General features: G+C 47.9%; 15 protein-coding genes and 1 tRNA gene. 14 read left to right on the top strand and 2 right to left on the bottom strand.

The annotated features are described in order from the left end of the window. Window positions 1–783 precede the first annotated feature (783 nt). The gene (locus EAE93_RS21260) at window positions 784–984 is read right to left on the bottom strand and encodes a hypothetical protein (protein ID WP_214040515.1); all 201 of its coding nucleotides are present in this window, start codon (window positions 982–984) and stop codon (window positions 784–786) included. Window positions 985–1,401: 417 nt separating this feature from the next. Here EAE93_RS21260 and EAE93_RS21255 point away from each other — a divergent pair, with 417 nt between their 5' ends. From EAE93_RS21255 to EAE93_RS21195, 14 genes are all read left to right on the top strand, one after another. Then, window positions 1,402–2,292 (top strand): integrase domain-containing protein, encoded by an 891-nt coding sequence (locus EAE93_RS21255; protein WP_214040514.1) that lies wholly within the window; start codon window positions 1,402–1,404, stop codon window positions 2,290–2,292. Window positions 2,293–2,874: 582 nt separating this feature from the next. After that, on the top strand, window positions 2,875–3,282 hold the full coding sequence (locus EAE93_RS21250; protein WP_052739681.1) for an antirestriction protein: 408 nt from the start codon (window positions 2,875–2,877) through the stop codon (window positions 3,280–3,282). A 219-nt stretch (window positions 3,283–3,501) separates the two neighbouring features. Further along, window positions 3,502–3,723: a hypothetical protein gene (locus EAE93_RS21245; protein WP_036814765.1), complete on the top strand. Its 222-nt coding sequence runs from the start codon at window positions 3,502–3,504 to the stop codon at window positions 3,721–3,723. Window positions 3,724–3,735: 12 nt separating this feature from the next. After that, entirely contained in the window at window positions 3,736–4,113 is a 378-nt protein-coding gene (locus EAE93_RS21240) for a hypothetical protein (RefSeq protein ID WP_036814764.1), read from the top strand. Window positions 4,114–4,151: 38 nt separating this feature from the next. Beyond that, complete coding sequence (locus tag EAE93_RS21235; protein WP_229001633.1) at window positions 4,152–4,409, top strand: hypothetical protein; 258 nt, start codon at window positions 4,152–4,154, stop codon at window positions 4,407–4,409. Window positions 4,410–4,485: 76 nt separating this feature from the next. Further along, window positions 4,486–4,959, top strand: coding sequence for a hypothetical protein (locus EAE93_RS21230; RefSeq protein WP_214040513.1), 474 nt, complete (start codon window positions 4,486–4,488; stop codon window positions 4,957–4,959). Window positions 4,960–5,029: 70 nt separating this feature from the next. Next, window positions 5,030–6,988 carry an ArdC-like ssDNA-binding domain-containing protein gene (locus EAE93_RS21225; protein WP_250151133.1) on the top strand — a complete coding sequence of 653 codons (1,959 nt, stop codon included), beginning with the start codon at window positions 5,030–5,032 and terminating at the stop codon, window positions 6,986–6,988. Between the two features lie 101 nt (window positions 6,989–7,089). After that, complete coding sequence (locus EAE93_RS21220) at window positions 7,090–8,001, top strand: hypothetical protein (RefSeq protein WP_110086617.1); 912 nt, start codon at window positions 7,090–7,092, stop codon at window positions 7,999–8,001. Window positions 8,002–8,066: 65 nt separating this feature from the next. Beyond that, window positions 8,067–8,399 (top strand): DUF3085 domain-containing protein, encoded by a 333-nt coding sequence (locus tag EAE93_RS21215; RefSeq protein ID WP_214040511.1) that lies wholly within the window; start codon window positions 8,067–8,069, stop codon window positions 8,397–8,399. A gap of 88 nt (window positions 8,400–8,487) precedes the next feature. Continuing rightward, complete coding sequence (locus EAE93_RS21210) at window positions 8,488–8,676, top strand: hypothetical protein (protein WP_082300852.1); 189 nt, start codon at window positions 8,488–8,490, stop codon at window positions 8,674–8,676. A 128-nt stretch (window positions 8,677–8,804) separates the two neighbouring features. After that, window positions 8,805–9,731 (top strand): DUF1281 domain-containing protein, encoded by a 927-nt coding sequence (locus EAE93_RS21205; RefSeq protein WP_110091714.1) that lies wholly within the window; start codon window positions 8,805–8,807, stop codon window positions 9,729–9,731. 67 nt (window positions 9,732–9,798) lie between these two features. Next, window positions 9,799–9,927: a hypothetical protein gene (locus EAE93_RS25155; RefSeq protein WP_256448170.1), complete on the top strand. Its 129-nt coding sequence runs from the start codon at window positions 9,799–9,801 to the stop codon at window positions 9,925–9,927. Window positions 9,928–10,242: 315 nt separating this feature from the next. After that, window positions 10,243–11,706, top strand: a complete 1,464-nt coding sequence (locus tag EAE93_RS21200) for a conjugal transfer nickase/helicase domain-containing protein (protein ID WP_332009562.1) — start codon at window positions 10,243–10,245, stop codon at window positions 11,704–11,706. Window positions 11,707–11,784: 78 nt separating this feature from the next. Next, entirely contained in the window at window positions 11,785–12,786 is a 1,002-nt protein-coding gene (locus EAE93_RS21195) for a tyrosine-type recombinase/integrase (protein ID WP_214040509.1), read from the top strand. A 380-nt stretch (window positions 12,787–13,166) separates the two neighbouring features. On the opposite strand, the gene EAE93_RS21190 is transcribed toward EAE93_RS21195, so the two are convergent. Next, window positions 13,167–13,242, bottom strand: a tRNA-Phe gene (locus EAE93_RS21190). Window positions 13,243–13,246 lie beyond the last annotated feature (4 nt).

Raw genomic sequence — 13,246 nt, 5'->3', positions numbered from 1 at the left:
ATTATCAACCGGGCAACTAAAATAGGGGGTTGGTTAAGATAGCAGCAAAAACAAGAGGTTATATGACAAAGCAAAAAACAGGCCAATGTGATTATTTTGTAACAGTATTGTATAAAAAATAGATTAACATTAATCATTTAATAATCAACATTAATAATTTCAAATTAATTTTATTGTTTTATTTTAATTATGTGACTGACATCACATTTATGATGATTGATTTCAGCATTGAATGACTTGAACTGTGACAGTTATTTTTAATTTGTGATAAGTAATGACCTTTTCTGATTAGATTGGATGATGACTTTTAGCTCAGTTGGCAAAACAGGCGCTACGCTATTGCGGATTGGGAGATAATCATCAGAAGTAGGTGTTCGTAATTCATTCACAGAGTGGAAAAAATCATGAACCTTAAGGAGACAAAGATCGCTAGTGCGGATTTATGCCAGTCTTGCTTTGTGTCAACTGTTCGGCCTGTCATTTTGCTCACTTTTTGAAAGGCATAAATGATTATTCTATACAGTATGAAAAGCTTTCTTGACCTTGAAATGGACCTTGATTAATTTAAGGCAGTATTCGTTGTCGCGTAAGCGATCGTTAATGTTCCCGCAGTCTGAGAGGAACGCCTTCGGGTGACTGATTTCAATGCCATTGTAGCCTGAGAGATGGCGTCTTCGGACGGCAAATCCGTTTATCCTTTGAAAACGGGTATCATTAACGATAGTGATGAAGGTGCAATTTCACAGACAGTTTTCCGACTTGCCAGTATCCTCAAACAACAACCTACGGTTCATTTTGCTTTCTACGCTTGCCTGGGTGGTTTCGTTCAGCAGTCTGGATGACTGTTGCCAGATTTGACAGGTTATTGGCTATTTTGCGGACAGCGCATTGGGTCCAGAGGAAACGGGCAGCGTCACTTGTTGGCGTGATAACGAAAACCAAGTGACTCTGCCAGCGTACAACCTGCCAAGCCACGTAATACAAGCTTTCCCCACGTCTTCTACCGTCTGATCGACACGTAGTACATTGGTCAGGATAGTTTGAAGACTGCCACTTACCCTAACGTCTTGAGTGAAAAACAATCATGTTGACGTTTTATATTCAGAAGAAGGAGAACAATCGACTCGATATTGATGGCGACGTCAGTGAAAACTGGCGTTGGAGGTAGTCTGACAACGGTCAGGACGGTGTAAACCGCGAACAGCTCAGAGAGCTGGGGTGCCTCGTAAGAACTCAACATTTCGCCACCCCGATGCACAGATATCAGTCGAGCCGCAGGAAGCGCAAATCAAACCGTGCCGTTGGGGTTGAGAGATGACATTCAGAATACTGTTTTGTATTGCTTGCCTCCGTCAGGTTACAAGCGGTGGTGTCGTGTGGGTTAAAAAGGAAATCGTTTGAATGTCAAAGTTGAGTAAACAGTTAGTCACATTGGCCCGTCAGGCTGGCGGCAGTTTTAAAACCGTTTCAGACAGAATGAAAATAGCCAAACGTCTGGCAGAAAGCATGGCGATATTAAATATTCAAATCCGTGATATTAAGAATATGAAAATTAATCATATTGAAAAATATATTGATAGCCGAAAGTCAGAGAATATTTCAAAGCGCACGTTACAAAATGAGATGGCGGCTGTTCGGGCGATATTCGCTATGGCGGGAAGATCTCAATTAGCTAACCCTCATCACAAACGGTTAAGTAATCATGCGCTCGGATTATCTGGCGCCAGCCGGGAGGGGACTAAGATGGCGATTTCGGATGAGCGTTATCACACGACGCTTGTTGTGGTCCGGGGGAAAGATGAAGGGGTAGCTGCGGCTATGCAACTTTCTCGTTATCTGGGACTGCGAACGGAAGAAGCGGTTCAGGCGGCAAAGTCATTAAAAACGTGGGAAAAAGCCTTATTGCGTGGGGATGAAAGAGTGAGGGTGGTGTTTGGTACAAAAGGGGGACGTCCTCGTGACACGACGGTGGTTGATCGGGATAAAGTGATCCAGGCAGTCAGGGCGGCAATAAAGTATGCCAATAAAAATCAGGGTCGTTTGATTGATAAACCGAATTTACATTCGGCCATTGATCGTTACCGGAATATCGTCAGGGAAGCGGGGTTAACCGGAAAGTCTTCGCCACACAGTTTGCGTTATGCTTATGCTGTTGAGGCCATAAATTATCATTTGTCGAAAGGATTCAGTCGAAAAGAAGCGGAAGCGATGGTTTCAATGGATTTAGGGCATGGGGATGGACGCGGGCATTATGTTACCCGTGTGTATAATAGACAGGGTGGCCATGATTAATCTGTTTTTGGATTTAGCTTGAATAAGAAAAGTATTCTGTTTAGCATAGATTGGCTTATTTGTTGTTTTTGAACAACTGTCAATGTTCTTGCAGTTTGAGAGGAACGCTTTCGGGTGACTGCTCTTAATGTCAGGGGGTCTGAGACTGACGCTTTCGAGTGACCTGTAATGCCACTGTAGCCTGCAAAGTGGCGCCTTTGGGCGGTACACCCGTTTATCCTTTGAAAACGGGTATCACTCATCAGTGATGAAGGTGCAATTTTACTGACCCAGTGGAGGCGTTTAGTTTCCCGATGGGCGACAATCTTCCTCAGTAATCAGGAGGATTGCTAATAGGAAATATAAAATGCGGCTTTGAGACTCACGAGTCTGCCCGTACAAGCGAACCACGTATAGGAAACCTGTTTGACCCCTGTTGACAGCAGTGATGATGATGACTGCGGTGACTGGCGTCATGAGATTTTCTACCTGCCGGATAAGCGGTTAATACCGTGATACCCATTCTGACTACCACCCTGACGGGGAAGACTTTTCCCTGATACAGGGAGAGTGTTCCTCGTTTTTTTCATTCGAGGAAATATTATGCAAACTTTATCGTTATCAACGGAAATATCGGTGAAATCTGTCCGGTTTGAAGAACTGTTTTCGACACAAAGCTGGCTTGAGGCGTTGTTAAAGAAAATGTTTTTTCGCCGGGCCATTCGGTTATGTCCCGGGTATCAGGGCGATTTCTGGGAGGGCCGTGTTTTGTCAAATGGCATTTTTTATGCCGTTCCGACGTTTCAACAACAATACCGTGTGTTTGTTGAGGATAATGGTTTTGAGGGGATCATGTCAGCGGAGGCTTTTGGCATCACGGTGACGCTATTCTCTCTGTATGAACTGGCAGATTTCAGTGAGCAGGACGACGATATTAAAGCCTTTCATGCTTTGTATGGTTATGCTCGTGGGCATTCAGAAGCTAAAAAAATACTCGCGGCTATTGATTAAATATTATCTGCTTATTCGAACTGAATTTTTATTTAACCCAAGTGAGGCGTGTTTCCCGGGTTGGCGATAACAGGGCCAGTTCCCGTATCTTAAAGGCGTCCTGATAAGGATTGACCTGACGGATTTATTCACTTTGTATGATGTTCTTGACGGACATCTTTTTTCACTTCCCGGGGCTTGTCCCCGTCAAGGGCGGGTTTCCGGTAACAGGAGCTGTTAATGCCTGCTTTTCATTCACCTTCTGATCCGACAATCCTGCCGGCTTCAGAGACATTGACCCCGAAACAACGCTCACTTATCCGCGATTTGATCCGTGATGAGCGTGACTACCGAGATCGTGAAGCACTCCTTAAACTTTTGGGCATGATAACGCTGTTCAAAATTGCGGGGATCCTGACGTTAGGTGTGCTGTTGCTGGTTTTCCAGTTGTTATGGGGATAAAGGAGACGAACGATGTTAATGATCTTTGTGACAGTACTTTGGAGCGTTATTCGTTGGATTTCGCTGTCATTTTACCATGTTATGTCCCGGCTATTACGTCGAAGACAGGTGAGACTACCAGCAGCTCATACGCGAAGACACACGGTGTATGCGGGTAAATGGCAACTTTCTGATGACGCGAAGTCGTGCGGGAGACCGGTGGTGGTCAGAGATAGACACCGCTACAAACCGGGTGTGGAGTTGCTGTATTTCGGTGAGGAGAGTTCGGAGCCGTTTTATGGCGAGCGGTACCTTATCGACGAAACGGAAGCGGTGGATTCGGCGCAGCAGATGCTCACGCGTCTGTTGAGACAGCGTAGTTTGTCGAAAGTTTATGATGAGGCTGCATAATGGTCAATGAGACGTTGACTGCCGTTACCCGGTCGGTGATGCCGGCTGTGGCGATTGAAGAGCCAGTCTGGCTGCGAATGGTAAGTTATCCGTCTGCGCCGGAATATGAAACCGAACGGTTTCATCAACTGATTTACCAGGCGTTCAAAGCCTGGTCGGCAGCAAAGCCGGGAACGTGTGAGGTGACGTTTGGTTTTTTCTGTTTGCCGCATGACGGCGACATGAAGGCCCCCTTATGGCAAGCGCTGCGGCTTAAACATGAATCTGATCGGTTGCTGATTGCGTTGGACGCCTAATTGATTGACCACCCTGACGGGGAAACCCGTGAGGGTTAACTCCGTCAGTCATTTTTTTACAACAGGAGTTAACCCTATGAGTACAATGACGACGAAAGAACACATTCGGGAACCGTCCCAGTCCCTGTCAGTGCAGGCGCTGGCTGAACCGGAAATATTCAGAAAAACCCGTAGCCGGTTTAATCAGTGGCTGCAGGCGCAATTCGACAATCACTATCACACGCTGAGAAATCACGGTTATCGCTGTTTTCTTGCTCGTCATCATCCGACCGAGCTTGAGCGTTACGATGAGGCATGTGAAGCCTTACGGCGTGAGGAATTTCACCGGTTCAGTGAGTTGCAGACGCTGGGGCTGTTCCTGTATCAACAGGTTCAGCTAAAGGAGAAAAAACTCAGGCAGCGTCGTCGCTGGCTGTTGACCGGGATAGCATTGACGTCGCTGGTGACAGGCGTGTGTTTGATGCTTCACGCTTATGAAGTTGACTTGTCAGCAGCTTATCACTGGCTGGCCGCGTTACCGGCCAAAATAGCGCATTATTTCATGCGCTAATTATTTATCCCCCGGGGAGAGACGACTCCCTGTGGACGGGTCTCTTCCTTAATTTTAGACAGGAAAAATGATGACCCTTTCTTACCTACCGGATGATATCTGCCGGTTAATAACCCGACGTCTTACAGACAGCCTGGAAAGTGGATGGGCGCCCTGGCAAGCGGCCAGTGAGTACGGTTTGCCGCAGCATGCGCTGACCGGACAACCGTTTAGCGGTATCAATGTGCTGTTGCTCTGGCAAACTATGTTGCAGCGGCAGTTGATATCTAACCGCTGGTTAACCGGTGATGAGTTAAGAGCGTTAGGCGGATGGGTGGTCAACGGTGAAAAACCGACAACCATCGTCCGTTACCGGCCTTCAATGTCGCTGATACGTGTCATTAATCTGGAACAATGTGAAGGACTGCCGACAGAACTTCAACCCGGTTTTCCTTTACCTCCGCGTCCGGCTCCCGGTTTTACCGCTGTTCAGCAACTGGTGACGGCCAGTGGGATCCCGGTGGTTCATCGGTCGGGCATCGTGCCCGTTTACCGACTATTTCATGACCGTATTGAGCTGCCTGTCCGGCGGGACTACGTTGAAGATTCACAATACTGGCATGACTTGTTGCATCAACTGGTTTATGCCACTGGCCATCCGTCCCGGTTAAACCGCTTTGGCCTGACAACCCAAAGTGAGTTAGATGAAGCTCGGGAACAATGGGTGACAGCATTGGGCGCGGCGTTTGTGGCGGCATTAACCGGTGTTCGGGGTAACCCGGTCTATCCTGATAATACAGTACCCTGGGAACACGCTTTGGGTTCAGATCCGTGGTGGTTATTTCAGGTGGCTAATGATGCCCGCCGTGCTATGGATTATTTGCAAGACCGCAGACAGCAGTTACCGACCCAGGTGGAATTGTGGCAGCAGATGGCTGCCGTGTTGCTCAGTGAGCACTATGGTCTGCCGCTGAATGACACCATGCTGGAATATGATGAGGTGGTTCAGCGCCATATTGATCAGGGTATTACGCCGCTGATGGCTGTCAGTGCTTTAGCCCGAATATATCACTGGGAACGGCATGACCAGCCAGAAGGCAGGTTGTTCCCGGAAGAGTTGGGGCAGGCCAGCGAGGCATTGGCGTTATTCGCCAGCCAGCCATCGTGTCTGAACTATGCTCGGATCCCGGTGGCAGAACCCGCGGATACTGGCGAGCCGGACAGATCATCACACGCTGAGGAGTTGTTGTTACCGCCGGTGGCGTCTGACCGTGGCTATGCGGATGAAGATAATGATCCGCCTGACGATAACGTTGTGGCGCTGCCATTAGCGGCAACTTACCGGGAACCGAATCCACATAAACAGGCTTTTATCAGACTGTTTAACCAGATTGCGCCCCATGAAAACCGCTGGCAGGTGTTCTGTGATTTTGTGCATATGGCAGCCTGTTCATTGTATAACGCGCTGTTGCAAAATGAGGAATTTGAAGCGGACTATATGCAGCGGGTTAAACGTTATTCCCGTGAAGATGCATTCCGGCTGAGTCGTTTGCTGAGTGAAGTTATTATGGGACTGGAGTATGAGGTCGGTGATTTTCTGGGGTCTATTTTCATGGCGCTGGAATTAGGTCATGACCAGGCTGGCCAGTATTTTACGCCGTTTCCTGTCAGCCATATGATGGCCAGAATGCAGTTCGCTGAAGGCTTGACGAGGTTGGGATCCGGAGAGCATGAATATATCACGGTGTCTGACCCGGCTTGTGGCGCCGGCGGGATGATTATTGCGATGCATCAGGCCATGCTGGAAGCGGGGTTTAATCCTCAGCGGCAGATGTTGGCGTTTTGTGTCGATATCGACCCGGTTGCCGCGATGATGACGTATATCCAACTGTCGTTGCTGGGCATCCCGGCCGTGGTCACGGTAGGCAATTCACTCACTCATGTCATGTCTCAGCAAATGGTGACGCCAATGTACCATTTAGGCTTCTGGCAGTTCAAACGTCAGCGTCAGGAAGCTGAAGACGAAATAGTGATGCGCAAGGCTGGCTGACATCACATCTTTAATTCAAAGTCACCATTGGGTGGCATCACATTAACCCGATAGGGGATATCCCCTACAGGGGGAACCCCGTCAATCACGAGATTTCCCTTATGTCTTTATTACGTTTTTATATTCGGCATCAATTCGCAGAGCGAATGGGGCTGGAGCTGGATGACGACGCTATTTTCTATCTGTTTCATGAGAGCCAGGGAGATTACGTCAATACCTATATAAAGTTTACCAAAGAGTTACTTTTGCCCATCATGACTCATCTTTTGGACAGTTTGTCTGAGGATCCGGCAAACCGGGCCAGATGCAGAAATAGTGAGCGTATCCTGACGTTATGGATACGGGGAATGGATGCGATATCTCATGCTTATCAGGATCCGATGCTGATGCCCTATACCCATCCGGAAAGCAGTGGTCGTGTGGATACCCTTATCAGACCCGACACAGCCGTTTTGCTGAATATGTCGGCGGAGGAGTTTCTCCGTCTGACGGCACAGGATAACTTGCCGGAGGAGGAACAAATCACGCTGGAACAGTTCAGTAAAACGCAACAGTACTGGACACGTTTTATGGACTATTTGGATAAGCAGTTGACAGAAACGTGTCTGTATTGTTTTGAACGTTTGGGTCAATTTCTGCGTTACTTACAGGTTGAACCCCGTTTAATCCGGCGTTTTTCCTCCGCTATCGGTTACATCGATGTATTAATGGGGCCACAGGATTTGCACAATATTGATGCAGAGGAATTTGAGTCAGGGTATCTCGAAGACTATATCGATGCGGTCTCCGATGGATTTATGACGCCCGTCCAGTTTCGGGTTGATGTGGTATACAAAAATGATCGTGTGATAGAGAGTTTTCGATCAGATGTAGACATTGAAGATGTTAACAACCCAACAGTCAGAGATTATCGGGATGTGGTGGATGAGGCAATCACCTGGGTAGATGAGCAGTTTGTGCTGAAAACCCGTTCAGTGAGCCTGTCTTCGCCAGTACAGAGGCTGGCAGCATAACTAAAATTTAACCCGTTGGGGGAAATGTTCCCTCAAGGGGAACGTTTCTCCTCAGGAGAACGACGATGTTACTTTTTAAGGCTAAAGACCTGAAACCCGTGTTGCGGGAAGCGATAGCCCATCAGTGTGACGTGTTGCTGGTCAAGGATCAGGGCATTTATATCATGTCTGATATGGGTACGATGCAAAACGGCAGGCATCTTGTCGCTTATGCTTGCGGTTATCATCCAGAGAAGGACGAAAGCTGGTATGAACGTGCCCGGGAGGCGGTGGGCGGAGATGATTTTGCGGAAAAGCTGGGTTTCTCCGTATTAACACTCAACCGGTTACTGAATGACAAATGTGATCTGAAGGTGACGCTGACAGCCACACAAATTATCACACAATTTTATCCCTGATTGCCGGGATGCCGGCAGTCGTTTTCACCCTGACGGGCGTTATTTCCCGTCAGGGGATAACGCCCGTTTTTATTTCGGAGCGTTACTGATGAAAAAGATTAAGACCAAAACAGCCCCAAAAACTGTCCGCAAGAATAAAGTCGCCCGTCGTCATGGCAGGCGTTTCCGGCCTGATTTGTACCGGGTGATGACGGGCAGGATTATCGCGGCGTTTGGAAAAAGAAGGCGCCCTGATGTACAGGCCACAAAATTGTGGAGACCGGCTGTCCGGCTATAAATAATTCGGATAGGGCTATCCGAAAGCGGGATAGCCTTTTTTCACATCGCTGAACTTATCACCTGCCTGTGGGGGTATTGCCTTCACAGGGTATGCCCTGTTTCAGGTAAAAAAGAGGATTTTCTACTATGCCGAAGTGGTACGCTAATCGTTTGCATATCACGGGTCAACCTGACCAACTGGAGGCTCTGCAACAATGGGGATTGGGAGACGTCATTCCCTATTACGGGCAGGCTATCCATCAAAGTATTAAGCTGTTTGCCGCAGGCTGTGCCGGTCTCCTGCAACCCACTGAAACGACAGATTACCCACTTTATCCGGCGCTGGTAGCGAAAGGAACAGGGGTAGACTCACCGGAAAACCGGGCGTTTGAGCAATGGCTGGCCTTGTTAAAAGAGAATGTTGCGCTTGATGAAGTCACCAGCCAACAGATTGACAGGCTATACCAACAAAGTGGTCTGGCCGCGCGAAAATGGGAGACGTTGCTCCCGGCAGCGCAGGAAACCATCACAGCGTTGTTTAACCAAAAGTCCTGCGACTGGTTCGGTCTGGTTGACTGGAACGGAGAGCGTGACACGGAAATGCTGTGGTCTCATCTTGATGACCGGCTGACAGAGACAGTTCCTTGTGACTTGTTTCTGCTGATACCGACCCGTCTTGCGAGTGAAATCAATGGATTTTGCGGTGGATTGTTAAGGGATCACGAAACGACTCGTGAGTTGTATATCCGATTGTACGGTATGGCACAGCCGCGAGGTTATGAAATAGCCTGGAAGCACAATGATGATGGCAGTCTGACCGGACATTTTGACAAAACACCCAGGGAACCGTGGTATGAAAAAGTCATAACACCTTTATCCAGGCAATATCACTGCCATATCACCCATTATTTTAAAGGTGGCCGTAGTTTTTGTGGTTACGACAGATACCGGAATGGGCAGAGGGAAGAGGGTAGCATTGATACACTGGAATTTGGCGAGGAAGATGAGGACGGTATCCGTAAAGTGGTCGGACCGGACTACATTCTCGGCAATATTTCACATGACGGATGTTAGTGAGCTGACAATGTTATCCCGCAGGGAAATTCCTGTGGTGAATTGACATAAAAAAACAGGTTCAGGTTTGCCTGAGCGTCTGATAACACTACTGCCGGCGGATATGACGCCGGCGATTTACCCATTGGGGGAATATTCCTCTGAGGGGGAGTGTCCGGCTCTTGGGCCGGAGTTTTATCCAACAGGACGGAGATGAGAAATAAATCGATTGAGGCTGTTTTGTTCATCTCTGACACGTTTTGGTCTGAATCGATAGTGCTTCCCAGATGCACTGGACACATTCTATTTCCCTTAATCCTTTCTTGCATGAGCCGCCATGTGCCTTTTGTACTTATCATGACTGATTCAACGAAATAACCGGATACACGCTTCGTTTACCCGTGACGGAATTGGGAACGTTTGAATCATTGCGTGCGGTTTTCATCGATTAATTTTTATTCCCGGAAAAGAGTTTTGCCTTGTCCCTGTCAGAGGATGTATTAGGGTTTTGGGAAAAAAGAGGAGATTAATCGTGTTGAAAAAAATTAAAATCCTGCTGGCCGGAACATCCGCAGGAAAAAAGTCACTTCCACAACCCACCGCCATCCCAGAAACGGTCAAAGCAGGCTACTTTTTGCCGTCTGAGCCCAGACTGTTGTTGGATACTGCCCGGCGACGGCAGAGTTTACAGTGTCTGTGGGACAATAGCGCATTACCTAAAACACACTATCAGGCATTGTGGCTGGCCCCGTTACATGAGTGTGTTGCATTGATGCAACAACTTCCGGCGGTACCGCAGGGGCCTTATGCCCACCTGGGTGGCTTGATAGATGTGACTTTGCAATGTACTGCATTTGCCGTACGTCTGGCGAAAGGACAGATGTTACCGCCGGGTGTAGCCCCTGAGACGCAGGCAGAACAAAGTGTGATATGGAGCACGGTGGTGTTTTACGCTGCGTTATTTCATTTTTTACCTGTTTTGGCCCAGTTTGACGGAGAACTGGATGAAGGCCAACCCTGGTACCCGGGATTGGTTGTGCCGCAGAGGCCGTATCGTTTCCGGTTCAAAACTCCTCCAGTGGAGACGAGGGTTGCCTGTCATTTCGGGGTGTTACTCGCCGGACGATTGCTGCCGGCTAAGGCGTTGACCTGGCTGGCGTCAGTACCTCATGCCTTGCCTGCGCTGTTTTGTATTTTATCCAGTGACATGAAGGAAGATGACGCAATCAATCAGATAATGACAGAAGCTTTGAATAAAGCGGGCGCGCCGACAATATCAGAAATATTATCTGTCGCGGCTGCATCACCGCAAATGATTGTTTCAGGCAATCCCGATGTTTCTGCTACGCCTTTATCAACAACAATGGACAGTGTTCTGCCCTCTCAGAGCCGGCAGGAAGGTAACCCGATGACTGAAATTGTTTCATCAGCCGTGAAGCCTGTTGATGAGAGCACGCAACAGCTATTGTCATTAATGGGGATGAATGTCGCGGGCACAGTGACAGAACAGGTTATGGCGAGTGAAGCAGAAATCGTACCTCCAGACACGCCGGTGCCTTCACAACACTCGGTTCAGGCAACATTGCAGAACGAAAATGCGATTGAGACATCCTGTATTGGAGAGCAATTCTGGGACTGGCTGTCCGCTGGATTAAGGCATGGGGTGATGACCATTAATACGCCGCAAGCCCGGATACATCTGGTCAGTGGTTTTGTGTTTGTGAGTGCGCCGGCCATTTTCTTCCAGTTTCTCGGTGAGAAGAAGCAGGTGGATGGCAAAGAGGTTATCGAAAAATGGAAACGGGTACAAACCGCATTTGAGCGGCTGGGACGACATCGAGTCAGTGGTGGAAAGTGTTTTTGTTGCTGTCATCTTTATGATTCAGCTGATCGGACTGGCTCCTATCAACGTATTCATGGCTACTTAATCAAAAACACGTTGCTTTATCGTGACCGTTCTGTACCGGAAGATAGCCCTTTTCTCATGATTTCATGAGAAAGCATCTTTAATAACAATATGTTATTTTCTGCGCCCCGCAATGGGTTTTTAAATTGATGAAGTGAGGAAGTAGAGATGGACAGTATGACCTGGGATAACCTGCTGGATGAGTATTTCTTTGCCAAAATGTTGCGGCCGGATACGGAGTCAAGTTATCGCAAGGTGGTGAATACCTTCCAGGTGTTTGCAGGTGTGGACAATCGGCCTGCTCAAGTGACCCGACAACAGGTGCTGGCGTGGCGCAGATATGTGTTGCATCAGTCCGGACGGAAAGGTGTGACCTGGAACAGTAAGATTGCGCATATGCGGGCGTTGTTTAATTTGGCGATAAAAGAAAAAATACTGCCTCAAACGGAAAACCCATTTAATGGTGTCGTGGTTAATGCGAACAAGAAGAAAAAGAAAACATTAACCAAAAAACAGCTGACAGCCCTGTATCTCACGATGGGGCAATTTGAAGAGCGGGAGCGACAGGCAGGGGATAACCATCGTGCCCGCTGTGCATTATATCCGACCTGGTATTGGCTGACGGTACTGGATACGTTGCGTTATACCGGGATGCGGCAAAATCAGCTATTACATATTCGGCTTGGAGATGTTGATCTGAAAGAACGCCGGATTATTCTTTGCTCCGAGGGGAGTAAGAACCATTATGAACACCTGGTGCCGGTGGTGAAATGGTTGTATCCGCGACTGGAAATTTTGCTGGAACGTGCCCTGGCGGCTGGGGCAAAACTGAGTGATCCTCTGTTCTGTGTGAACTATTTTACCGCCAAAACAGACAGAGGAAGTGAAACCGACCCGTTACAGACGATAAAGTCATTCTTTCGGCGCTTATCAAAGGAGTGTGGATTTGATGTGGGTCCACACCGTTTCCGGCATACATTGGCAACTGAACTGATGAAAGCGCCTGATCGTAATTTGCAAATGGTACGCGGATTACTGGGGCATCGCAGTATTGCCACGACGATGGAATATATTGATATCAATCTGGATATTGCCGGGCGTGCGCTGGAGCGTGAGTTAATGCTGTATATCGATGTTGAGCCAGAGAGAGGAGAAATGTTAATTGGATAAAGCAGAGTATGCCTGCTATTGATTGAACTTGTCTTAATCTATTACAAATTCCCTGTTGCAAGATAGGGAATTTTTTTGAACTGATACCATCACCCATAATTAACTTTCTTCTGATCAATGAGGAAAGTTGAGTAACCAACATACAACATCGTGTTAATTAATTCATTGATTTTAGTTTGGATGGCTTGACAGTTGCAATAGAACTTGTAAATATTGCGCTCGAGCGAAAAAAGGACACCTGATCTCTCAGATATCCTGAATCTAGAACCTTTATGCTTTATATCGAAGCGACGCAAGATTAAGTCAACTGTAACGATGCACTTAGGTCCCAGTATCGAACGCCCGTTAAGTTTTCATCTCCCAACAAGCGCACTTTGAATTGGTGCCCGGAGGCGGAATCGAACCACCGACACGAGGATTTTCAATCCTCTGCTCTACCGACTGAGCTATCCGGGCAACG

Source organism: Photorhabdus akhurstii, from assembly GCF_018448925.1.
Classification (GTDB): Bacteria; Pseudomonadota; Gammaproteobacteria; order Enterobacterales; family Enterobacteriaceae; genus Photorhabdus; species Photorhabdus akhurstii.
Note: the sequence above shows the minus strand (reverse complement) of the source record. Positions and strands in the feature narration are given on the sequence as shown.

Bases quoted from the DNA above. Each gene is read 5' to 3' on its own strand.
- EAE93_RS21255 (WP_214040514.1), top strand. From the start codon at position 1,402: ATGTCAAAGTTGAGTAAACAGTTAGTCACATTGGCCCGTCAGGCTGGC.
- EAE93_RS21250 (WP_052739681.1), top strand. From the start codon at position 2,875: ATGCAAACTTTATCGTTATCAACGGAAATATCGGTGAAATCTGTCCGG.
- EAE93_RS21245 (WP_036814765.1), top strand. From the start codon at position 3,502: ATGCCTGCTTTTCATTCACCTTCTGATCCGACAATCCTGCCGGCTTCA.
- EAE93_RS21240 (WP_036814764.1), top strand. From the start codon at position 3,736: ATGTTAATGATCTTTGTGACAGTACTTTGGAGCGTTATTCGTTGGATT.
- EAE93_RS21235 (WP_229001633.1), top strand. From the start codon at position 4,152: ATGCCGGCTGTGGCGATTGAAGAGCCAGTCTGGCTGCGAATGGTAAGT.
- EAE93_RS21230 (WP_214040513.1), top strand. From the start codon at position 4,486: ATGAGTACAATGACGACGAAAGAACACATTCGGGAACCGTCCCAGTCC.
- EAE93_RS21225 (WP_250151133.1), top strand. From the start codon at position 5,030: ATGACCCTTTCTTACCTACCGGATGATATCTGCCGGTTAATAACCCGA.
- EAE93_RS21220 (WP_110086617.1), top strand. From the start codon at position 7,090: ATGTCTTTATTACGTTTTTATATTCGGCATCAATTCGCAGAGCGAATG.
- EAE93_RS21215 (WP_214040511.1), top strand. From the start codon at position 8,067: ATGTTACTTTTTAAGGCTAAAGACCTGAAACCCGTGTTGCGGGAAGCG.
- EAE93_RS21210 (WP_082300852.1), top strand. From the start codon at position 8,488: ATGAAAAAGATTAAGACCAAAACAGCCCCAAAAACTGTCCGCAAGAAT.
- EAE93_RS21205 (WP_110091714.1), top strand. From the start codon at position 8,805: ATGCCGAAGTGGTACGCTAATCGTTTGCATATCACGGGTCAACCTGAC.
- EAE93_RS21195 (WP_214040509.1), top strand. From the start codon at position 11,785: ATGGACAGTATGACCTGGGATAACCTGCTGGATGAGTATTTCTTTGCC.